The organism is Leptospira ilyithenensis (assembly GCF_004771005.1).
Lineage (GTDB): Bacteria > Spirochaetota > Leptospiria > Leptospirales > Leptospiraceae > Leptospira_A > Leptospira_A ilyithenensis.
The window spans coordinates 464,854-486,898 of record NZ_RQHV01000061.1; the positions used below are offsets into that span (position 1 = coordinate 464,854).

Consider the following 22,045-nt stretch of genomic DNA (forward strand, 5'->3'; position numbering starts at 1 on the left):
AAGCTAGCAGGAAGTTCAATGAATTTCACAACAAAACAAGTTAAAAGTCATACAGTCGTTACTTTAGAAGGTTCCCTCGATATTTATTCAGCGCCAGCGCTAAAAAAAGAGCTTCATAAAATCATAGATGATGGCGCAGAGTCTGTTGCCATCGATATGGTGAATATCAAATTGCTAGACTCTTCCGGTATTGCCCTTCTTGCAAATCTACAAAAAAAGCTTAAATCCGAAGAAGGAACTTTTTTTCTACTCAATGTCAGCCAAGATGTTATGGTGATCTTAAAACTATCCAGTTTGGATAAGTTTTTTACTATTTTAAATGGAGAAGGCGACCTTCCTTAAGCCTTTTTAGTTTACTTTTACTTCTTTTAGCTCCGAGTCTTGGATCTTTGTCTCCAGTTTCTTTGAGCTGAACCACTCCCCTTCTTTATTTCTTTCCAATTTGTCAAATACTGTCGATTTCCCTCCCTTTTCTTCCACAAGGAGTCCAGTGTCTCCCTTTTGAACGGTAGTCAAAACGGAGCCGATCAAATCTATCGGTAGTTCCAAACTGAAATCTCCTAATTTCAAACTGACGATCTTTCCGTTTGTGTGAAGGGAGTCACAGGCAATCACCCTACCATCTGTTAGACGAACTTGTAGTTTTCCTTTTTCTTCCGGTCGTACGATGGCAATGTTCGGGATTTTTCTTTTTTCAACCTTGACTACCTCAGCCGACTTATCTTCCTTTTTTTCCTCAAACTGAATTTCTTCTTTCAGAATCGGGATATTTTCTTCTTGCACTACGGTGAGTAATTTTTTGGTTTCAGCCTTGGATTCTTCCAAAGAGTCTTTTAGATTTTCTTTGATTTCAGCAAGCTCCTTCGCTTCTTCCGTTCCTGTTTTTCCTGTTTCCGCTTTGAGGATTTTTTCCACTATAATCGGCTTTAAGACTAAGGATTTACCATCTTCTATTTGCTTCGCAGCTTTATCATCACCTAACTTTTCTGCTTCGCCCTTGCTAAATTCAACCAGAGACTTGTTTTCCTGGTAAAAATTTCCGATGAGAAGTAACCGCCTATTGGCGCGAATTGCCACTTCCTTATTGTCTTTTTGTTTTACAAGTTGGATGTATTCTTTCACTGCGTTGGAAGTTTTGCCCAATTCTTCCATGGAACGGGCTTTGATATAGGATTGGTCACCAGTAAGTTTTGGTAGAGTTTCTAGTGTTTTCAGAGTCTCTTCATAATCTCCTGCTTGAAAAAGGGAATAAGCCAGTTCCTCCGGTTTTTTATTGGAGGTTTTCAAATCCATTTTTCTCTTATCACCTTCTTGTAAAAAGCTGATGAGTAGTTCCGCGTTTTCGGCATAATGGGTTCCCGGAAAGATGTCGATTGCCCTTCTTAGTTTAACATAAGCCCTTTCTCTTTCTCCCATCATCACCAAACAATACCCGTTATGAAGCAGGGTAAAAGCCATCTCATCCGCAACGGATCCTTCCAAAATCTCTTCCAACTCTTCGTATTTTTTACTGGAAATGGAAAACTTACGGGTTCTTTCCATATAAAAAGCAAATTGTAATCTGATAATCGTTTTTTGTTGTTCTTCCAATTCCAAAAACGGTTTAAAATTCAAGGCTCGAACCGCATTGATGACCGCAAGACCGAACTTGTCCCTCCAGCTCATCTCCAATTCCAAACCCTTTGTTTCCGAGTTCATAATCCCAGATTCGAGGATATTTACTTTTACCTCTTGGAGGTAATCATCCTTGGAAAGGAACATTTGTTTGAGTCTCTCCCGCAAGGTTTGGGAAGATAACTCGTAATTCATCAACTGGTCTCTGAGAATTCCGAATCTAAGTTCCTGGAGCTTTACACCAACTATTGACTGTGATGCGAGTCCGAAAAATCCGAATAATAGGATAAAGATCAGGAAAAAAAGAAATTTTCTCATTCCGGTACTTCAATGATAATCATAGTCACGTCGTCTTTGTATTCTTCGTGAGCCAGCTCCAGTTCTTCCATCGCCTTTTCCACAATCTCGGAATTGGAATCATCTATATGATTTAAGACAATTTCGACGAATCTTTCCAAACCGAAAAGTCCGCCTTCTTTGACAGGAGTTTCCACAACACCGTCGGTATAAAGTATGATTTTGTCTCCCGGTTCGACCGAAAACTCATCCAAAGAGTATTGGATATCGTCTCCCATCCCCAATGGAGGCCCGGAACTGTCAATGTATCTGACTTCCTTTGTGGATGGCCTGATGATAAAAGGAGCGTTATGACCTGCATTTACAAATTTCACTTTGCCTGGTTCATTAAACACAACAAAGACTCCTGTTGCAAAGAAGGAGGCTTGCAATCTGTTGGCAATGACTTCGCCCAGACTATTGATCGCATGTATCGGAGAATGATTTTCCTTGACAATGGATTGGAGTGACATTGCCATAACGACCGTTACAAGTGCCGCCGAGACTCCGTGCCCGGAAGCGTCCGCTAGAAAAAAACAATATGATTCGCTATTTTCTTTTTCTTCTTCAAAATGAAAGTATTGATAGATATCTCCGGAGACTTCACGCATCGGTCTGTAGAGTTTTCCAATCTTGAACTTCTTATACTTTTTGTTAGATGGTAAAAACAATTCTTGAACTTCTTTTCCGATTTGGAGCTCTTGGCCGATCTCATCGTTCAGTTTGGTAATCGTATTGACTTTGGTCTCAATTTCTTCCGCCATTCCGTTGAACGAACGACCCAAATTATCAAGCTCGTCCTCGTTTTTGAAATTCCATTCGATCCTGGTTTTCAATTCTCCCATCGCCATTTTTTTAGAAGCCGAATCCAGGATATCCACCCGTCTGAAAATCGCACGATAGACAAGGATCGCAAAGATCAAATGGAAGACCACACCCCATACCACAGCATAGGCAACTTGGATGTAGAGTTGCTTCAATCTTTCCTGGATGGAGGCAATATTGAAATGAGTGAATAAAAAAATCTCTTCCCCTGTTCTGGAATGGATGGGAAGTAAAAAATCCACAGTGAAATCCTTTTCATTCAAATCCAAATTGTATCTTGATTTGAAAAGGCTTCCTTCTTTATCCGCTGACACATCTTTTGATTTCCGAAGCAGGGATTCTGAGACTTGAACGGTCGGTTCGCTTGTAAAAGGCTCTTGCAGCCACACCTTGCCGTCTTGTTGAAAAATCAGGAATTTTTCTATATCGTATAACTTTAAAGTTTTACGGAAAACTTCAAATACTTCGTCTCTTTCTTCTGTAATTCCAATGTTCTGTAAATCGGCGAGTATCGTATTTGCCAAGTTTTCGGATTGGAATTGGAAATTTTTTAAAAGTAAATCCGATTGGTTTTCAAATATCATCACTGTAAAAAAAATGATATTGAGAAGGGCTAAAAGTGAATAGAACAGGCCGATTTTGAATCGGAGAGAATTCGTAGTTTTGATTTTACTTTTCGTCACGGCGGCTATTGATATTGTCGATAATTCAGATAGATAAATCTATCATAAAATAGAGAAAAGCAACTTTGACCGGCATCCCGAACATTCATTCTTCCCGAAAAAACAATAAGGGTATTGTTTTCTCTATTCTGATCCTTTTATCGGTTTTGCCTTCGTTTGCGGACAAATTGAAGTTGAAATCGGGCGAGGTAAGAAACGGGCGTGTGCTCATCGTAACTACTACTCAGTTGGAATGGCAAGAAGAAGGCAAGGTCAGTAAATACCCTCTTCAGGATGTTATCGGGGTTGAAATCGGTTATGATGGAATTCCTTTCTGTATGGAATCAAAACCATGGGGTAAGGAGAGATGCGACTTATTCTTGCATAAATTGAATTCTGAGAAAATTTCTTTCTCTTATCAGGAAAGCCCGCTCCAATTGGAATCTTTTCCGTTTCCATCGATTGAAACATTGAATATCAAAAATATTCAGGGAAAAGAGATCATTCGGTTTTTGGAACCGGGTACATCCGGATTCTGGAAATCTAAAAGCTTCAACGGATTTGCCAGCCTGAAGTCTTTCAAAGAAAATCGCCTGGAATTGATTTCAAACGAGAAAGACAAAAAAACGGTGATCATTGAATTGGAGAATTTCGAAACCTTTTCCATCCCCAAAAAAAACAAACTGAAAGAATTTTTAGCAGCCAATTCGGTGAAGCTGATTCCGGGATACAGACCTTTTATGGAAAAAAAATACGGCAAATCCACTTTGGTTTTCGGAACGGCAGCCTTATCTGTGATAGGAATGATCTATGAATACAACCAATCGGTGCAGGCAATCAACGGAAGCCAGGAATTTATTCCGGGTTCCGACGGTCGAATTTATGTGGTGAGTAATGTCCTCTCTACGGACAGATATGACTTTCATAACCAAAGATTTCAAATGTACAGCGGTTTACTTGTCGCAGTACTTGCCTATTCTTTGTTTGATAATTTTTATATAGGACAGGTGGAATCCAAAGACGGGAATACAGGATCCGTGTGGTTGAAGGCTGATGCGAAAGCAGGTGTGATTTCACAAAACCGTAGTTATGGGGGAACGAATTCCAAAGAACAAATCCAATATACTCTCGAAGTCGAATCCCGATTCTAATTAATTTTTTGTTCTTATGAACAGGTTCTTAAAGTTTTGGCGGGAACGAACCAGATTCCAATGGATCAAATACTTCCATTCGATCGCATCCAGCTCACACATAGCACCGCAGTTCCCTTCCATGTTTTCTTTGGTCCAAATGATTCTTCCTTTGATGTTCTTATAACAAGTAACTCCGACCCATAAGTCGAATAGCACTCTTGTATTTGGTGGATACATTTTGGAAACCGGGACATAAAATTGGTTCAAATAAATATAAAACAAAGAAGTGTTTTCTTCATCGTTTTCCGATTTTAAATCCACTGATCCGAACAAAGGAACGGCAAGCATCCTATCTCTGAAAAAGTAGGGATTCAATACTCCCCCGAAAAAAAACATGATTCCAATGACTGCGGGATAAATCACAAACAAAGCGAAATAATCTTTGATTTCAAGATCGGTAAAATTACGTGTGATCAGCTCCGGGTGGTAGATCAGCACTAAAATGGAAACTATAGAAGGAACCAAAAAAAATGCAGTCAGTAAATTGACTCGGATGTTCGGGATTTGAAACAAGCTGATATTTTCATTAAGAATATGTTTTTGTACATTCTGGATCCAGCCTTCATGTCTGTTGTGTCTGCTTAAAATTTCGTAATCTTCGACGGTCATATTCATAAGTTTCAGAATGGAACCGGGTAATAGAATTCTTGATTTAGCAATTGTTACTTCTAAAATAAAGAAAAGAATCAAAATGCAAAATGGTAAAATCGAAGTGATTCCAGAATCGGTAAATAAGGAGTAATTATAAAGGGCGTGTATTGACATACAAAAACCGATTCCTATAAAAAGCCGTATGAAGCGGTAAATCCTGTTGCTGGAAAATAAAAAAATCATAAGGAAAGCTCCTATGAGCCCTCCGTTGATCATATGAATGGGGAGCGAAGTAATGGATCTAAGTACTTGAGACCAAAGCGCCGAATCGATGAAGTAAAGAATGTTTTCTAGTAATCCGAATCCTCCTCCTAAAACAAGTCCGTAAAAAATACCGTCAGTCACTGTAAATTCATCCTGGTTTTTACGAAAGAAAAGATAAATCCCCAGTAATTTGGAAAATTCCTCCACTGCACCGGAAAGCACGATTGCTTTGAATTCATGTCCCGGATAAGGATTGACAGCCAAAACTAGCGCTTGTAATGCTAAAGCTATACCTACGCTGAAAATGGAAAATGCAATCGCAGTATAATGTAAAAAAGATTCCGAATGACGGTAAAAATGAAACCTATAAAAAGAATAATAAAATACGAGCGTGGCAAAATTGATCAAAAACATGATCAAACTTGAAAAATTTAAAAATGATGCCATATCGTATCTTAATTAACGACATTCGTAATCGTCAAATTGAAAGAAAGGGTCTTTCCCGGTTATGATTTTCCCAATAATTTTCTGACAGATTTGCGTATTCCTTCTATTGTGAGAGGATACATTGTCACGACGTCTTCAATTGCCTGAATGGTTGGTGCTGTCCAAAATTTTTTAGGCTCAGGGTTCAACCAAACCGAATCGGGGAACTTATCAATCAATTCTTTCAAGGAATCGAGACCGCTTTTCCTTTTTCTGTTTTTTTCTTCTTGCGATTCTTTATGATAGGAATATGGGTTATAAGGAGCGCTCATAAGTTCGTAAGGAGCCATATAAGCATCCCCTACAAAAATGAGCTTTGTGTTTTTACGAAATTTTTCCTCAAAATGTTTGAGAGAAATGCTTTTGCCGAACTCGTGTGTTTCATACAAACGGTCATGAAAGATATTATGAAAGAAAAAATTATGAACTTCCTTGAAATGATAAAGGCTTCTACTGGCACTGAATAGTTTACTTACTCTATCGGAATGAGGGGTCATGCTCCCTCCTATATCGAGGATCAAAACCAATCTCAATGCATTTTTTCTCGATCTTTCTTCGATAATCTCGATATCACCTCCATTTTCACAGGTTCTTTTTACCGTCTTATCTATGTTAATCTCTTTTCTACCCTCCTTTTGCAATACCCTGATTTCTTTCAAAGCAATCTGAATGGAACGGGTATCCAGGATCTCATCTTCCCTGTAAGCACGATAGTTTCTTTCAGTCCAAAGATTGACTCCCGTGCGGGCGCCCTTTCCTTCCATATCTCCGCCGATACTCAGCCCGTTCGGATTGAATCCTGAGTTTCCGAAAGGAGAAGTTCCCGAGGTTCCTAACCATTTGTTTCCCCCGTCATGGCGGCCTTTTTGTTCTTCCAATCTTTTTTTTAATTCTTCTAACACCTGCTCTATGGACATGTTAGGGGCTTTGTCTTTTTGTTCGGAAGATAGAATTCTATCCGCTTTTTCTTCCAACCATTCCAGAAGTGATTCTCTAAAAGGAATCCTTATTTCCGAAAGTCCTCCGAAAGTTTTGGAAAATGCCAAATCATAACCGTCATAATACTTTATATCTTTTGCAAAATTCAAACGCCCTACCCGGTAAAGAGTTTCCATGGAAATGTATCCTGCCGGGTCAGTCAGTTTTTGCAAAGACGTAAGAAACGACAGAAGCTCTCCTGTGGAACAAGCAACTGATTCATTTCTCAAAGTATAGAAGAAATTCAAAAACATAACTTAGTTTAAATGAACCCTATAGTCGTCTTCCGACTTAAACAAAGTTCCTGCAAATGGGATAGTCGTATTGGATTCCAATTTTTCGCCCGAATGAAGTAGTACCTGAATCCAATCCAATAATTCACTTGTAGACGGTTTTTTACGCAAACTCTCTATCCTGCGAACGGAATAAAACATCGCCAATGCTTTCTCTAAAAACTCAGTTTCAATTTTTGGAAAATGGGAATGTACTATCTCTTTCATGATTTCCCGATTCGGAAATTCTATATAATGAAAAATACATCTTCTTAAAAACGCGTCGGGAAGTTCCTTTTCATTATTGGAGGTGATGATAACAAGCGGCCTTTCTTTTGCGATGATATGTTCTTTGGTTTCAGGGATGAAAAATTCCATTTTGTCCAGCTCCAAGAGGAGATCGTTCGGAAATTCTATATCCGCTTTATCGATCTCATCTATCAATACCACCGACCTTTTGGGAAAAGAAAATGCTTCTCCCAGAGCTCCCAGTTGGATATAATTTTTTACCTCCCGAACCCTTAGTTTTGTATCTTCATCGGAAAAACGGGAATCGTTCAATCGGGAGACTGCATCGTAAAAATACAGTCCTTCTTTGGCAAGGCTCGTGGACTTGATATGCCATCTGTAGAAAGGCAATTTTTTGGATTCGGCAACATGGGTTGCTAAAAGAGTTTTTCCGGTGCCCGGCTCTCCTTTTAAAAGAAGAGGTCTTTGTGTGATTTCTGCAACTAAAACCGCCTCTTTGAGTTCATCGGAAAGAATATAATCAGCCATTTCTTCTGCCTTGTCGATTTTGATTGGTTTCTGGCCGGGTTTGCGGAGCCCGCCAGTCCCATTTATCCAGAATTTGGGGAATTATCCATTAAAAATTGCTTTTTACCAGAAATTGAATTCTCTAATCTAGTAAAGGGTTCGAAATTATAAATATGCCAGAATTCGATAATACAAAACGCTCAATTGGCGTAAATCGCCTGGATGACTCTGCCAGAAAGGACATGTTCAACAAGTTCGTGAGCGCTGGGGGTGAGGTTTTAAAAGAGAAACCTGATCCGAAAGAGGAAGAGAACAAGCGCAATCGCCCAGAGCCGAAAGTTCGCCAAAGCACTGTTTCACGTGGTTCCGGTGATGAAGGAAAATCCAGATCCAGGTCAGGTGGCGGCGGATCGGGAAGAGATTCCAAATCAGGTTCGGGGGTTAGCGATAACAAACCGGGAGTAGATCCTAAACTTGAATACGAGAAAGAAATTTCCGGCTTCATCGCACGATTTTCCGTTAAGCTGAAGTGTTGGATGGGAAGGGTTACCGCTTTCGGTTCCAGTGATTTGATTCCAAGCTTTATGCATGAGCTCAGTACCAAAGGCAAACAGGCATTAATCGAATGCAACTATAGTGCCACTGAAATTTTGGGAAACCCTTCCGTATCACCGGGATTATCCGCAAAACTGGACAAGATCAACCCGTTGCTTGTGGAATTGATTGCCATGTGCCAGAAATTATACAATGGTCCCGAGCTAACAGACATTACGGAGCCGATTCTTGCCGCTCCCGAATCTCCCGTTGCAATAGAAAGAGTAAAAACACCGATTTATAATCTCTTTAAAAAGATGTACATTCTATATCCCTATCAAGAGACATTGAAAAAATCATTCTTACAAGCTTATGATGAAATGCAGAAAATTGAAAATAAACCTGCATTGATATACGCTTCCAAAAAAAGAAAAATTTCCCAAGAGATAGATATTTTATTCAATACATTCTTTGAAAAATTATATCTGGTAGTGATTCGGGCGGAAAACAAAAATATTCCGCTTGTTTCCCGTTATATGGAATCGCTTTTGGGAATATTTCCCGAAGATCGCCCAGGCCAAAGAAAAGCCGGTGAAAACGTTCCAGGTGGAGTAGATCCGAAAGCGAAAGCGGAAGAAGCCAAAAAACAGGAAGAAGAAAAGGAAAAAGCCAAGGAAGACGAAAAAGAACCCGTTTCCCTTTCTAAAGAAGAAGCTTACGGACTTCGGCTTATGCAGATGTATTCCATTGCCAAACTTCGTAAGAAGTTTGATCCGAAGAATGAGTTCGGATTTGTTCCTGATTCGGATAAGGTTCTACTTTCTTATTTTTATTTTAGAGAGTTTGATGATGAGTATTCTTTTGTATTAACAACCAAAAAAATAGATTTGAAATTAGTCCATTTGAACGGAGTCAAAATAGATTACCGTCAGAAAATGTTGGATATTTACGAATCCACAAGGCCCGTTACTGATCAATACCGAATCTATCTTGATGTGATCCGTGAACTCCAAAAACACAAAGCAAATCCCGGTGCCAATTATATAGAAGCATCTAAAAAGCTGACAACCATTGAGCAAAAACGAACCGGTCAGTCCAGAACCGTTCGAATGGGAATCAAAGAATTCGCTCAAAGGTCAAGAGACATTCTTTTGGATCTCATCAAAGATATGAAATCAAAGAAAGAGATCGTTGTGAATATGAATGACGTAATCACATTTGATGCAATGGAATCCCGCAAACGATTGAACAAAAAACCGATCAAACAATGTGTGATGGAAGCATACTGCTTCGCATTAGCACTGTTTGATCGGATTGAATCTGGAGATCTATATGGCGGTCTCGTCGAACTGACTCCGGAACAAATGAAAGAATCTTTCGGAATGGAATTACAAGAAAACGCAGGTGAAAATCCCGGGTTGGAAGAATCAAGTCTTGCCGGAGGCCAAACGGAATCCGCTGCTGCACCGCCTACTACTAATCCTGCGCAGCCGCCTTCCGCCTCTTCCGAAGATTCTGATCCTTTAGACGAAGATCTCGATGAGTTGGAGCATGTCGATCATGATGAAGATGACATCTTCCCTACAGGAAACCCAATTTAAGAATGCCAACGATTAAAATTTCCATCTATCAAAAGAATATTCACAAACGGTTCACAAAAGACGAAATAGGAAAGATAGCTCTAGCACGAGCCAATTTCCTACTTTTACCGGAGAGTTTTCCTTTTTTCTTTCAAGCGGACTCTGCGATTACTGCCGCCAAACATGAAAAAGAATACCAAGACCATTTACTTGAGATTTCAGAAACGTTCAAGGGCGTTGTGCTTGGGGGAACCCATTACAGAAAAAATGAAGAAGACAAATTGGTTTCCGCTTCTCCCATCATTCAATCCGTTGTCTTAGTTGATTTTTACGAGAAAAAGACTTTGGCTCCCGATGAAACCGAATTGTTTCCGGGCCAAACGGAATCCATTTTCATTATGGGTGGTCTTCGGTTTGGAATTTTAATCGGAGAAGATATTAACAATCGGTCTATTTGGGATCATTTTGAAAAAGAAAAGATCGAGGTGATTTTTCATCTCTCTTCGGAACAAGGGGTAAGATCCTACGAAGAAGACTTGGATTTTTTTGCAAGTCTTTCCAAAAAAACAAAAACTCACATAATTCGTGTTTGTGGGGTTTCCGAAAACAAAAAAGGGAGAAGTCTGTATGCTTCTCCTTCAGGGGTAAATTGGAAAGTGGGGAAAATGGAAGAAGACAAAGAGGTTTTTAAAACTCTCTCTGTCACAATTACTTCTAATTTCTTTTTATAAGATTATTTTTTAGCTTCTTCTTTCCAATCCATTGTGAGTAGAAGAAGCACAATTCCGATCGAAACACAGGAATCCGCCACATTGAATGCAGGCCATCTTTCAAAGAGTAGAAAGTTCGGCCATTCAAAGTCTAAAAAGTCAACGACGCCTATGAATTCAATTCCGGGCCTTTCGGGACTAAATCCGAAACGAAAACCTTCGCCCGGGATTTTTACAAAAAACTTATCACTTAAATTTCCGAAGGCACCTGCCATGACTAAATTCCAACCCCAAGGATTTCCCAGATCGGAATTGGACCAACGATAAAAGATCAGAAAGAGTATGGCGAAGCTGGTCGCAAATAAAGAAGGAAGTGCGTTGTTTTGAAATAGGCCGAAAACAAAACCAGTGTTAAATGTCAAAGAAAGGCGGAAAAAATCTCCGATTACGGGAATACTTTCATACGCTTGCATTTTTTTGATGATGATGTACTTGCTTGCCAAGTCGAGTATCAGTCCAAAGATCACAAAGGCAATATATTGGGGTTTATAAACCGACAAAAAAGGTTTTTTAGGAAGTTCGGGAAATTGCATCGATACACTCTTATACTATTTTTTATTTTGATAAGTCCATGCGGAGCGCGCAAAAGACCAAAAGGAAAGACCTGCTAGCATATAAAATAACAGACTTGGTTCTTTCCAGGATTTTTCTGCATAGTAAATTCCGAAATAGAAAAATAAAGACCCCAGAACCCCAAAACTAAGCAATTCGCGCAAAAGAATTTTGCGTTCTGCGGTGTCCTTGTCTTCGATCCATTGGAATTTAAATTCGCCACGGTTCAGTTTATAAAAAAATTCATTTAATTCTTTTGGAAGGGAAAGTGCACTTGCCACGATTTCTTCCCCCTCTTCCCTCCAACGTTTTCTCCAGGAGCTGCCCTTCAAAACCACTTGTTGGAAAGGTTTTTCCGCATATTCGAACAATGATCTGGTTGGATCCAGATAGGAAAAATTTCCCATAAGAAGAGCGAGAACCCTGTGTAAGCTTAAAAAATTGGGAGGGAGCTGCAGTGCGGCGAGAAGTCTTTTTAAGCTAACTTGGATTTCACGTAAAAAACGTAAATCCTCTCCAGGCTTTAAGGTATCCCAGCCTATATTTCTGAAATTTTTAGTAGAAGATAGAATGCGATTGAGTTTGCTCAGAGAATATTTTAAAATTTTACAAAGCTCTTCCTTCTTGAGATTTTCGCTCACGGCTCCCATTTCGATGAGTACTTCCGCCATCGTATGGTAGTCTTTTTGCATGGAGCTGATGAGAAGCCTTTCCAGGTTTCTGGAATCGTCCTCGCTGATTTCCTGGACAGCTCCGAAGTCGATAAAACACAATTGGCCGTTTTCAAGTAAGATCAGATTTCCGGGATGAGGATCCGCATGGAAAAACCTGTAGTCGAAAATCATCAACATATAGCCGCGAATGAGTTTTTCCAAATAAGGATTTTTTCTGTTTCCGAATTCGTGAGGAGGGACTTCGTAGATTTTTTTCCCTTCAATAAATTCGGTAACTAATATCGATTTGGTGCAAAACTCAATCACCGGTTCGGGAAAACAAAAATCCTTTTCCGTTTGAAAGGCCAGGATTGTTTTTTGCAAATAGTGCAGCTCGTTTCTCAGATCCAATTCCTTATGAATCATTTCTTCCAATTGATTTGCCACTTCTCTCCCCGAAATGGAAAACAAAAACCGATCCACGATCCAGATGATTTTTTTAATGGTCTTTAAATCCGCTCTCGCTTCTTCTTCGATTCCGTTATAAAGGACTTTGATCGCTACTTTTTTGTCTTTGTAATAACCGATATGCACTTGTGCAGTGGAAGCACTTGCGTGGGCTTCCACACCTATATTGTGAAATACCTCATGCATTGGTGTGGAAAAATTGGAATGCCATCTCTTTTGAATTTCAGAGAAAGGTTTTGAAGGAACTCTGTCTTGCAAGTCCTGGAGTTCCCATAAAAATTCTTCCGGCAATAGATGAAATAAATTGCTGATAAATTGCCCGATTTTAATATAAACTCCACCTAACGAGAAGAATATATCTTTTGCTTCTTTGCCTTTTTTAGAAAGAAAAACTTTCTTCTTTTTCTCCCAGGCAGATTCCGAAATGAATTTTTTCAGAAGTTTGGATCTAAGATAATAAGCAAAAATCGTCTTAAAAACGAAAGAGTAAATTTTTAAAGAACGGACTTTGGGTTCCGGATTCATTCAGATTTCCTAAAATTATATATTGATTCCAAACTGTCCAGAATGTGAATATTATCCTCAATATTGCCTTCTTGTCTATTTTTTTTACCTTGGATTACCTCTACGATTTCCTGATAAATACCTAAAAATGCATTTGATTTTTCAGAATCGGGAAATTTTGGAATTTGAACCGGGCTTAGGCTTTGGAAACCTTTATAAAGCCGGGAAGTTTTCCCTTCCCAAAATTGAAATCCGTCATTTGATAAAATCAAACGATGGGAACTTGTAAGAATATCCATTTCGAACTGGAAATAGTCCCTTCCCCCGGAAACATCTAAAAGGATTTCGATGCCTGTTTTTGTGGAAAACCAAGCGGTTGCTCTGTCTTCAATAGTTCCCAGTTTGGGGAAAACGAGTTTCGCATAATTGAGATTTGGTTTTCCGAAAAGCCAATGAATCAGATCCATTGCATGGGTTCCGTCATGAAGGAGGGGCCCTCCTCCCGATTTGGAAAACGCCGATCCGGGATTTTTTGCGGAGGTAAAAACATTTGCCCGTACGGATTGTACTTTTCCGAACTTTCCCTTTTCTATAAGATCCCGAACAAACCTGTATTGAGGATGGTAACGTCTTTCATGATTGATCCAGATACGTGCGCCCTTTTTTTTCATCAGGTTTCGCAATAGGACTCCTTCTTTTTTGGAAACTGCCACCGGTTTTTCGATGAGTAGGTTTTTAATTCCAAAGTTTAATAACTGTTTGGCTGTATGGAAATGGCTGGAAGAAGGCGTTGCAATGATGGCAAGATGAGAAAAGGATTGGGAACCGGTGAGTTCTTCGATTTGCATTCGGGATTGGTTCAGATTTTCAAAAATGGGAAATCCCGAAGATAGACCCCACTGGTCTTTGAAGTCATTTCTTCTTTCCTCTTTGGTTTCGACGGCAAGTTCCAGTTCAAAATTCTTTTTACCGAATCCGGAAAACAATACACCTGCGTGAGTACATGGTTTTTTACGAAACGGATCCAGTTCCAATTTGCTAGCAATTCTACCCAAACCGACCAGAATGACTTTGATTTTACGATCTGACATCTTAAGTTTTTCTTCCAAATCCTTCCTATCTTATTCAGAATGGTCAAGGGTAATATGATCTCTCATTTTCGATATTCTTTGTTTACCGTTCTCAAGGTATTAAATCAAAAGGATTCCTTTGGGCCGGATTCCGGTTTTCTCTTTAAATACATTTCCACTTCTTCAGTCGAATGCAAACCGGGAAGTCTGTTTATTCCCTTAAAAGACAAACGGGACGGCCATGATTTTATCCCCGACGCGATTTCCCGCGGTGCCGATTATTTTTTATGTGAAAAGGGGAACCCCATTTTACATAAGTTAAGCGAATCTGACAAAAGTAAGGCAATCCTTGTCAAAGATAGTCTGGCCAGTCTCGGTATACTCGCCCAATTTCATAAAAATCGTTTTTCCCCCTTGATCATTGCTGTAACAGGCTCCTCCGGAAAAACCACCACCAAGGAGCTCGTTGGAAACTTATTCCGATTTTTACCTAAGTCGAGTTTGGTGGTAACTGAAAAAAATTATAATAATGAAATAGGAGTTCCTTTTACCTTATTTCGAATTACAGAGTCTACGCAAGTTGTGGTTTGCGAGATGGGGATGAACCATCGGGGAGAGATAGCAAGATTATCTCGAATTGCAAATCCGAACATAGCCCTCATTACCAATATCGGATCGGCACATATTGAGTATTTGAAAAAACCGGAAAACATCGCTTTGGAAAAAGCGGATATAACGGAAGGTATGAATGAAGCGGGAATATTATTTTTGCCTGAAGATGCTGCCTATCTGAGTGAAGTGAAGACTTATCTGAAAAAGAAAAAAAAGAATCTGATGTTTTGGAAACAATCGGAAAAGTCGGATCTCAAAATCCTAAAGGAATCAAAGGAAGGATTTTTACTTTCTTACCGTGGCCACCAGGTTCATTGGAAAATTCCGGGGATCGCACTCCTAAGTAATGTTAGGGGAATGCTTGCGATCGGGGAATATCTAAAACTACCTGAAGCCCATCTGGTAAACGCGATCGAAACCTATCATCCCCCCGACAAACGGATGAACATTCAAAAGAAACATTATACAATCATCAACGACACTTATAATGCAAATCCAGAATCTATGGAATCTTCCATCCTTGCAAGTGTTCAGATTGCCTCGGGGAAACCTTTGGTTTGGGTACTCGGAACCATGAAGGAACTGGGAAAATATTCCAAACACTATCATAAAAAAATCGGGGTTGTTTTGAAAGATTTTCCTGAAGGCATTTTACTCACCTACGGAAAAGACGCGAAAGAAATTGCAAATGCAAGAAAGATAGGATTCAATTTATCTTTTGATGAAACAGAAGAGGGTCGAATTCTACTTGTTAAATGGATTAAGGATCATGCCTCCAAGGGAACGGTGATTTTGGTCAAAGGTTCCCGTTCCATGAAAATGGAAACATTGGTTGCCGATTGGGAAGAATAAAGGCTTGAATTTAAGGACACTCTGAAAGAATTAGTTTATGCCGGAAATCAAGGGAAAAGTTGCAGTCATCATGGGTTCTTACTCCGACTGGGAGACTATGAAGGAATCTTGCAAACTTTTGGAAGAGTTCTCCATTCCTTACCATAAGGAAATCGTTTCGGCGCATCGTTCTCCCGAACTGATGTTTGAATTTGCAAAAAATGCCAGAGAAAACGGATATTCCATCATCATTGCAGGGGCCGGCGGCGCAGCTCATCTGCCTGGTATGGTCGCTTCCCTTACTACATTACCCGTGTTAGGTGTTCCGGTTCAATCCAAAGCACTTTCCGGACAGGACAGCTTGCTTTCCATTGTTCAAATGCCGAAAGGTGTTCCCGTGGGAACACTTGCTATCGGAACAAGTGGAGCCGCAAATGCCGCCCTCCTCGCCATACGGATTCTTTCCATCTCAAATCCCGGCTTACATAAAGATCTTTCTTTGTATGCGGAAAAAAACAAAGAAGAAGCTGTCTCACATAACAAAGATTTGTTGATTTAACTTCTCGCAAGGCTTACGATCATAATGACTAAACGTAAAATTGGAATTTTAGGGTCGGGACAATTGGGTCAGATGATGATCCAGGAAGCCAATTTGCTTGCTTTCGATGTGATCTGTTATTCTCCGGATTCGAATTCTCCTTCTAAGAAAGCAGGCGCTTTGGAAATCACGGGAGAATATTCTGATCATAATAAATTATCCGACTTTTTATCCCGAATCAATGTACTTAGTTTTGAGTTTGAAAATATTCCGAGCGTTACTCTTGATTTTTTAGAAGAATATTCCTTAAAAAACAAACTGAGTATTTATCCTCCTCCTTCCGCTTTAAAGATAGCACAAGACCGGTTTTTGGAAAAATCTCATTTTTTGACTTTGGGTCTGAAAACACCGAAGTTTTATCATTTAACAAAAGATAATGCAAATGATTCCGTTTCGATTCCTTTTCCTTGGATCATCAAGACTTTACGATTCGGCTATGATGGTAAAGGCCAGGCCAAAGTAACAAATGATTCCGAATTCTCAAAATTCAAATCGAGTCATTTTCCAACTGGAAAAGAAGAATACCTGATCGAAGAAGTAATCTCGTTCGATTTGGAAATCAGTGTAATCTTATGCAGATTTTCAAACGGAGAATCTATTTCCTACGGAGCGATTGAAAATATTCATAAAAATCATATTCTGGATGTTTCCATTTTTCCTGCCCGAATTTCCGAGGACTTAAAAAGAAAGGCGGTCTCCATTACTAAGACACTGGCCGACTCCCTTTCTTATATCGGAACCATAGGAGTTGAATTTTTTGTAAAAGACGGCGATCTGTATTTGAATGAATTTGCTCCGCGTCCGCATAACTCAGGTCATTTTAGTCAGGACTCCGAATCTTTTTCGCAGTTTTTATTACATATTCTTGCGATTACAAATCAGAAATTTCCGACAAGATTCAATCCGGCGCCTACGGTTATGAAAAATATCCTAGGTCATGAATATGGCGAATCTTTGAAAAAATGTTTCGAGCTAGTCAGTGACGATCGTTATCATTTGCATTTATATTCGAAGGAAGATCCGAGAGTGGGAAGGAAAATGGGTCATATCAATTTTTCAGGAAATTTCGAGGACGTAAATCCGCTATTTTTTACGATTTAGTCAGGTCTTTAAAAAAGTTTCTCCCCACAAACGGACGTTACCTGCTCCGATGCAAAGCAAACAATCTCCCGGTTCCAGTATCATTTCTATTTCTTTCAAGTCCTCGTCGATCATCCCTGACAAAAGCGTATAACTTTTATTAGTTAAGTGATTTGCTATGGTAGCTGTGCTTATGCCCGGGATTTCTTTTTCTCCTGCGGAATAGATAGGTAGTAAAAATAGATTTTTCGAATGGGAAAGTGCTTCGGCAAGGTCCTTTTGCAAAATTTCGGTTCTGGTAAAACGATGCGGCTGGAACAGAACGACTAAATTTCCTTTGTTCCGATAAGACTGTTTCAATGATTCTATCACGGTTTTGATTTCGGTCGGATGGTGACCGTAATCGTCCATGACTGTAATCGAATTTTTAATCCCAAGAGTTTCCTGTCTTCTTTTTACACCCACATAGGACGATAGTATTTTTACCGATTCTGTAAAATTCAAGCCGACCACGAAGGTTGCGAAAATAGCGCATAAACTATTGCGAAGATAATGAGTTCCCGAAAAAGGAAGTTTTACTTCATACTGGTTTGATTCATAATCAAATAACAAACATTCTCTTTCGATTTTATAATGTATAAATCGAACATTATCACCTAACGTTATTTTCAAATCGGAAAATAGATCTTTTTGTTCCGAATTTTGAAACAAATCTTTGTCACCCAAAAGCCAAAGATGAAATTCCGGGTCCGGTGAATTCGTTTTGGAAAGTAACTTCAGAACTTTTAAAATTCCCGGGTCATGTGCCTGAACAATGGCATTACCTTTTGATCCTGGAGCAAGGTATTTCACAAAAGCGTTCTGCAACGTTCTTTCATCTCCGTAATAATCCAGATGGTCATTGTCTACGTTTGTTGCAATTCGAATCGAAGCAGTATGCCCGAGAAAGGTTCCGTCGGATTCATCTGATTCGTAAACTCCCCATTCCCCTTTCCCCGCTTTGCCACCTTTTTTACCAAGTAGATCCGTATCCCCGCCGATCATGATGCTCGGATCTTTGCCTGTTTTCTCCAAAATCTGAGAAATCATAGCTGTAGTGGAAGTTTTCCCATGGGAGCCTGCAACGGAAATTGATTGTAATCTTCCGAATACTTTATGAAGGATTTGTGACCTATGAAAAAGTGGTTTTCCCAGTGCCTTTACGTTTCGAAAAATTCCGTTGGTTTCATCATTGATCGCGGAACTGAAAACAACAAAATCAATCGAGTTCGGATCAAATCCTAAAATGTCTTTTTGGATCTCTGCACCTCTTTCTTTCAAAAAAAGAGTAATGTCCGATTCCTTTTTATCATAACCAAATACTTGATAACCCAAATCCAATAAGATATGGGCCAAACTGGACATACCGCTTCCCCCAATCCCCAGGAGAAGAACTTGATTGCCGGGAAGATCTTCAATGATCATAATTTAATGAGAGAAAAAGTAGGAAACGGTTTGGTATGCCGCATTTACATTTGAAAGGCGCAATGAATTCTGGCCCATTGTTTTAAGTTCTTCCGGATTTGATTTCCAGTCTAACAGGTATTTTACGAGCGGAGACGGATCTTCCGAAGTGGATTGAATGGTGTAGGCAGCACCTTCCTTTTCAACATACTCGGCATTTTCCTTTTGATGGTTGTCCGCTGCATAAGGATAAGGAATTAATACCATAGGAAGTCCGAATACGAGGCATTCGGCGATGACCCCCGCCCCTGATCTGGCAACAACCAGATTCGCCCATTCGTAGTTAGGTCTCATATCATTAGCATAAGAAATGATTTCCGCCGGCCCCTTTGCTTTTTTGACCGTTTCATCGTACAATGAAGTTCCGGTGAGAACTCTAAATCGGAATTTTTGTGAAATTTCGGAATTCTCCATGGTTTTAAGAATCATGTTATTGAGCTGACGTGCTCCCTGTGAACCACCTAACACTAAAACGTTGACGGTATTCTTTCTACTATCATGTAGGTTTTCATTTTGTCTTATATTCAAGGACTCCGGAACTACTTTTTTACGAATGGGATTTCCTATGATTTTTGTTTCTACCGGGACAGCCAAAGAATTCTTGATGGGAAAACTAAGTGCAAGTTTTTCCGCGTATTTTGCAAAATACCTGGTGATCTTTCCTGGAATACAGTTTTGTTCGCACAAAAATAGTTTCTTACGGAAAAGGATCGCGTATAGAATAGCCGGGAAGCTGGAGTATCCTCCCATCCCAATAACCGCTGTTACCTTTCTTTTTCGGAATGTTAAAATCGTTTTGATAAATTGGATTAAAAATAAAATCGGATAGATAGGTATGGATAAGCCTCGAAATTGAGGAACATTATGCCAAAGAACTTCGCAAGGAGCGTTTTGCAAATCCGGGTTGTTCTGGTTTCTGAGAAGTGAATGAATATATACATCGGAAACATGGAAGTGTTCCTTTTTTTCCACCAAAATTTCGGCCAGTGCTACTCCAGGAGAAATATGGCCACCTGTTCCGCCGGCAGCAATAATGACTGATTCATTCATAAGGCCAAATTCTCCTTCTTGGTAATATTGGCAAGGATTCCCATAAGTATAAAAATCGTAATCAAAGAAGATCCCCCGTAGCTTAAAAATGGCAGGGAAATTCCGGTCACCGGTGCAAGACCGGTAACTACATAAAGATTGATCAGAATCTGGATCGACAATAGAAGTAAAATTCCAGTTCCTAAAAAGAAACCTAACTTGTCTTTGACTTTCAAAACCAAAAGGTAGATCCGATAGAGAAAAAACAAAGTCACTGCAAAGAAAATGATAAATCCCAAAAAACCGAAGTCTTCTACAAAAGATGCAAGCACAAAGTCAGTGTGACTATAGGCCAAATATCTATGAGAATAACCCGAACCGATCGGACGACCGAAACTGCCTCCGTCAAAAAACGCACGAAAAGAAGTCACTAGCTGGTGTCCTTCATCGAATCTGTATTTATAAGGATCGAGCCAAATCTCAAGCCTCTTCTTTCTATAGCCTACCTGAGTTACAAGTACGAGTAAAAGGGGAAGAATGGATAAACCGAGGATAAAAATCTTCTTGATGGGAAACCCTACCATAATAACAAAGAAAAAAATCACTACAAGTATTTCAACCGTAGTACCAAACGCAGGTTCGGCGATAATCAACATCAAAATGATAAGAATAGTAAGAACGGATACGATATTCTTTCTATTCCATTGGTTTTTTTTCGGGTCGAATGATTGAAAAAAAAGGGATAAAAAGAGAAGTAAACTGATTTTACTGAACTCCGAAGGTTGAACCTGAAATCCTCCTATTAAAATCCAGCGGTTGAAACTTCTGCCATAAGTCGTGTTAACGGATTTCCCGACTCCGGGGATAAAAACTGAAACTAGTAATATTACGCTGAGTAAACAAAAGGGAAAAGACAATTTAACAAGAAGTGAATACGGAATTTGTGCAAATAAAAGAAATAAAACGATTCCTATGCTTCCCCAAACCAATTGTTTTTTCAAATAGTAGTTTGGATCGGCAAATTCTCGTTCGGCGGGGATCACGGAGGCACTGAACATCACGATAACGCCAAATCCAAATAGAAAGAAAAGAGAAAATAGCAAAGGCAAGTCTACTTTATATTTGCCGATGACAAAAATTTCTCTTAAAGCGGAAATCATAGGTTCACTGGATTTTTAAAGTAGAAAGAGAAATAATCGCAAGTATGATTCCCACGATCCAAAAACGAATCACTACTTTTTCTTCGGACCAACCTAAAAGTTCGAAATGATGGTGCAAAGGAGCCATTTTGAAAATTCGTTTTCCTCTCAATTTGAATGAACCTACTTGTAACATTACACTGAGTGCTTCAGCTACAAAAATCCCTCCCAAGATAATCAGTAATATTTCCTTTTTTAGCATAATAGCAGTTAGGCCAAGAGTGGAACCTAAGAACAAGGATCCTGTGTCTCCCATAAATACCTGTGCCGGATGGCAATTGAACCATAAAAATCCGAGTAAGGCTCCCGATAGCCCTGCGAGAAAAATAGAATATTCATGAGCTCCGGGCAGATACGGAACATTCAGATAATTGGCAGCAACGGGAGTTCCGGAAACATAAGCAAGTAAGGCCATAGTCGCCGTAGCAATAACAACCGTTCCACTTGCCAGTCCGTCCAAACCATCCGTCAGATTCACTGCGTGTGAACTTCCTATAAGCACGATAATTCCGAAAGGAATTGCCATAAAACCCAAAGTAATGAGCGGACCTTTTAAAAAAGGAATGAATAGATCGGTGATTTCGAAAGGAATTCCCTTGCTCTCTACAGTATTCGGTTTGCCTGTGAAATAATAAAAAGTCGATGTGACTGTCAGCGCGATCAAAACCGTAAAGATAAACTTGGTTCTCGCTCTCATCCCACCTTTGATCTTTTTTACGGATTTCATATAGTCATCACCAAACCCTAACAGGCAGAAAGCGATTGCGGAAAAAAGAAGCAGCCAAATATTCAGATTGGAAAGATTCCCCCAAAGAAGAGTTGATACGCTCAAGGATACGATCATGATGAGTCCCCCCATGGTGGGAGTTCCCGATTTGGCAGCGTGAGATTCCGGCCCGTCGTTTCGAACGGATTCTTTGAATTTTAAAGACTGCAAAAAATAGATCATCCTTTTTCCATAAAGGAAGGTAATAAACATGGCAGTTAGTCCAGCCATCATCGCTCGTAACGTAACATAATGAAAGATTCTTAAAAATCCCAAATCATTCCCGAAGGTCTCATAAATCCAATGAAACATATACTCT

Annotated in this window: 19 protein-coding genes; 7 read left to right on the forward strand and 12 right to left on the reverse strand. The window is 39.6% G+C overall.

What is annotated here, in order from left to right:
- Positions 1-18: 18 nt before the first annotated feature.
- The gene (locus EHS11_RS15560) at positions 19-342 is read left to right on the forward strand and encodes an STAS domain-containing protein (RefSeq protein ID WP_135765282.1); all 324 of its coding nucleotides are present in this window, start codon (positions 19-21) and stop codon (positions 340-342) included.
- Between the two features lie 6 nt (positions 343-348).
- Here EHS11_RS15560 and EHS11_RS15565 read toward each other — a convergent pair whose 3' ends face one another.
- Both EHS11_RS15565 and EHS11_RS15570 read right to left on the reverse strand, forming a co-directional pair.
- Positions 349-1,932, reverse strand: a complete 1,584-nt coding sequence (locus EHS11_RS15565) for a tetratricopeptide repeat protein (protein WP_135765283.1) — start codon at positions 1,930-1,932, stop codon at positions 349-351.
- Positions 1,929-3,458: a PP2C family protein-serine/threonine phosphatase gene (locus EHS11_RS15570; RefSeq protein ID WP_135765284.1), complete on the reverse strand. Its 1,530-nt coding sequence runs from the start codon at positions 3,456-3,458 to the stop codon at positions 1,929-1,931. Before EHS11_RS15570 ends, EHS11_RS15565 begins: the two co-directional genes overlap by 4 nt.
- A gap of 65 nt (positions 3,459-3,523) precedes the next feature.
- On the opposite strand from EHS11_RS15570, the gene EHS11_RS15575 reads away from it, so the two are divergent.
- A complete protein-coding gene (locus tag EHS11_RS15575) occupies positions 3,524-4,588 on the forward strand; it encodes an LB_137 family protein (protein WP_135765285.1) in 1,065 nt (354 codons plus the stop codon).
- On the opposite strand, the gene EHS11_RS15580 is transcribed toward EHS11_RS15575, so the two are convergent.
- From EHS11_RS15580 to EHS11_RS15590, 3 genes are read right to left on the reverse strand one after another with little or no spacing between them, the layout of a single operon-like run.
- On the reverse strand, positions 4,589-5,932 hold the full coding sequence (locus EHS11_RS15580) for a PrsW family glutamic-type intramembrane protease (protein WP_135765286.1): 1,344 nt from the start codon (positions 5,930-5,932) through the stop codon (positions 4,589-4,591).
- Between the two features lie 59 nt (positions 5,933-5,991).
- Positions 5,992-7,203, reverse strand: coding sequence for a VWA domain-containing protein (locus EHS11_RS15585; protein ID WP_135765287.1), 1,212 nt, complete (start codon positions 7,201-7,203; stop codon positions 5,992-5,994).
- 3 nt (positions 7,204-7,206) lie between these two features.
- Complete coding sequence (locus EHS11_RS15590) at positions 7,207-7,998, reverse strand: AAA family ATPase (protein WP_135765288.1); 792 nt, start codon at positions 7,996-7,998, stop codon at positions 7,207-7,209.
- A gap of 152 nt (positions 7,999-8,150) precedes the next feature.
- On the opposite strand from EHS11_RS15590, the gene EHS11_RS15595 reads away from it, so the two are divergent.
- The gene (locus tag EHS11_RS15595) at positions 8,151-10,112 is read left to right on the forward strand and encodes a hypothetical protein (RefSeq protein ID WP_425460594.1); all 1,962 of its coding nucleotides are present in this window, start codon (positions 8,151-8,153) and stop codon (positions 10,110-10,112) included.
- Between the two features lie 2 nt (positions 10,113-10,114).
- The gene (locus EHS11_RS15600) at positions 10,115-10,822 is read left to right on the forward strand and encodes a carbon-nitrogen hydrolase family protein (protein ID WP_135765290.1); all 708 of its coding nucleotides are present in this window, start codon (positions 10,115-10,117) and stop codon (positions 10,820-10,822) included.
- A 2-nt stretch (positions 10,823-10,824) separates the two neighbouring features.
- Here the strand turns inward: EHS11_RS15600 and EHS11_RS15605 are convergent, their stop codons facing one another.
- Genes EHS11_RS15605 through EHS11_RS15615 form a run of 3 tightly spaced genes read right to left on the reverse strand, consistent with a single transcriptional unit; the run spans position 10,825 to position 14,129 of the window.
- A complete protein-coding gene (locus EHS11_RS15605) occupies positions 10,825-11,394 on the reverse strand; it encodes a lipoprotein signal peptidase (protein WP_135765291.1) in 570 nt (189 codons plus the stop codon).
- A 15-nt stretch (positions 11,395-11,409) separates the two neighbouring features.
- Positions 11,410-13,059, reverse strand: a complete 1,650-nt coding sequence (locus EHS11_RS15610; protein WP_135765292.1) for an ABC1 kinase family protein — start codon at positions 13,057-13,059, stop codon at positions 11,410-11,412.
- On the reverse strand, positions 13,056-14,129 hold the full coding sequence (locus tag EHS11_RS15615) for a Gfo/Idh/MocA family protein (protein WP_135765293.1): 1,074 nt from the start codon (positions 14,127-14,129) through the stop codon (positions 13,056-13,058). Before EHS11_RS15615 ends, EHS11_RS15610 begins: the two co-directional genes overlap by 4 nt.
- 54 nt (positions 14,130-14,183) lie before the next feature.
- Between EHS11_RS15615 and EHS11_RS15620 the strand changes: the two genes are divergently transcribed.
- From EHS11_RS15620 to EHS11_RS15630, 3 genes are read left to right on the forward strand one after another with little or no spacing between them, the layout of a single operon-like run.
- The gene (locus tag EHS11_RS15620) at positions 14,184-15,572 is read left to right on the forward strand and encodes a UDP-N-acetylmuramoyl-tripeptide--D-alanyl-D-alanine ligase (RefSeq protein ID WP_135765294.1); all 1,389 of its coding nucleotides are present in this window, start codon (positions 14,184-14,186) and stop codon (positions 15,570-15,572) included.
- A gap of 46 nt (positions 15,573-15,618) precedes the next feature.
- Entirely contained in the window at positions 15,619-16,110 is a 492-nt protein-coding gene (gene purE / locus EHS11_RS15625; RefSeq protein WP_167884472.1) for a 5-(carboxyamino)imidazole ribonucleotide mutase, read from the forward strand.
- A gap of 24 nt (positions 16,111-16,134) precedes the next feature.
- Positions 16,135-17,250, forward strand: coding sequence for an ATP-grasp domain-containing protein (locus EHS11_RS15630; RefSeq protein ID WP_246047944.1), 1,116 nt, complete (start codon positions 16,135-16,137; stop codon positions 17,248-17,250).
- On the opposite strand, the gene EHS11_RS15635 is transcribed toward EHS11_RS15630, so the two are convergent.
- Genes EHS11_RS15635 through mraY form a run of 4 tightly spaced genes read right to left on the reverse strand, consistent with a single transcriptional unit; the run spans position 17,251 to position 22,038 of the window.
- On the reverse strand, positions 17,251-18,693 hold the full coding sequence (locus EHS11_RS15635; protein WP_135765295.1) for a UDP-N-acetylmuramate--L-alanine ligase: 1,443 nt from the start codon (positions 18,691-18,693) through the stop codon (positions 17,251-17,253).
- 3 nt (positions 18,694-18,696) lie between these two features.
- Positions 18,697-19,782, reverse strand: coding sequence for a UDP-N-acetylglucosamine--N-acetylmuramyl-(pentapeptide) pyrophosphoryl-undecaprenol N-acetylglucosamine transferase (locus tag EHS11_RS15640; protein WP_135765296.1), 1,086 nt, complete (start codon positions 19,780-19,782; stop codon positions 18,697-18,699).
- On the reverse strand, positions 19,779-20,921 hold the full coding sequence (locus EHS11_RS15645) for an FtsW/RodA/SpoVE family cell cycle protein (RefSeq protein ID WP_135765297.1): 1,143 nt from the start codon (positions 20,919-20,921) through the stop codon (positions 19,779-19,781). Before EHS11_RS15645 ends, EHS11_RS15640 begins: the two co-directional genes overlap by 4 nt.
- A 4-nt stretch (positions 20,922-20,925) precedes the next feature.
- On the reverse strand, positions 20,926-22,038 hold the full coding sequence (mraY, locus tag EHS11_RS15650; protein WP_135765298.1) for a phospho-N-acetylmuramoyl-pentapeptide-transferase: 1,113 nt from the start codon (positions 22,036-22,038) through the stop codon (positions 20,926-20,928).
- Positions 22,039-22,045 lie beyond the last annotated feature (7 nt).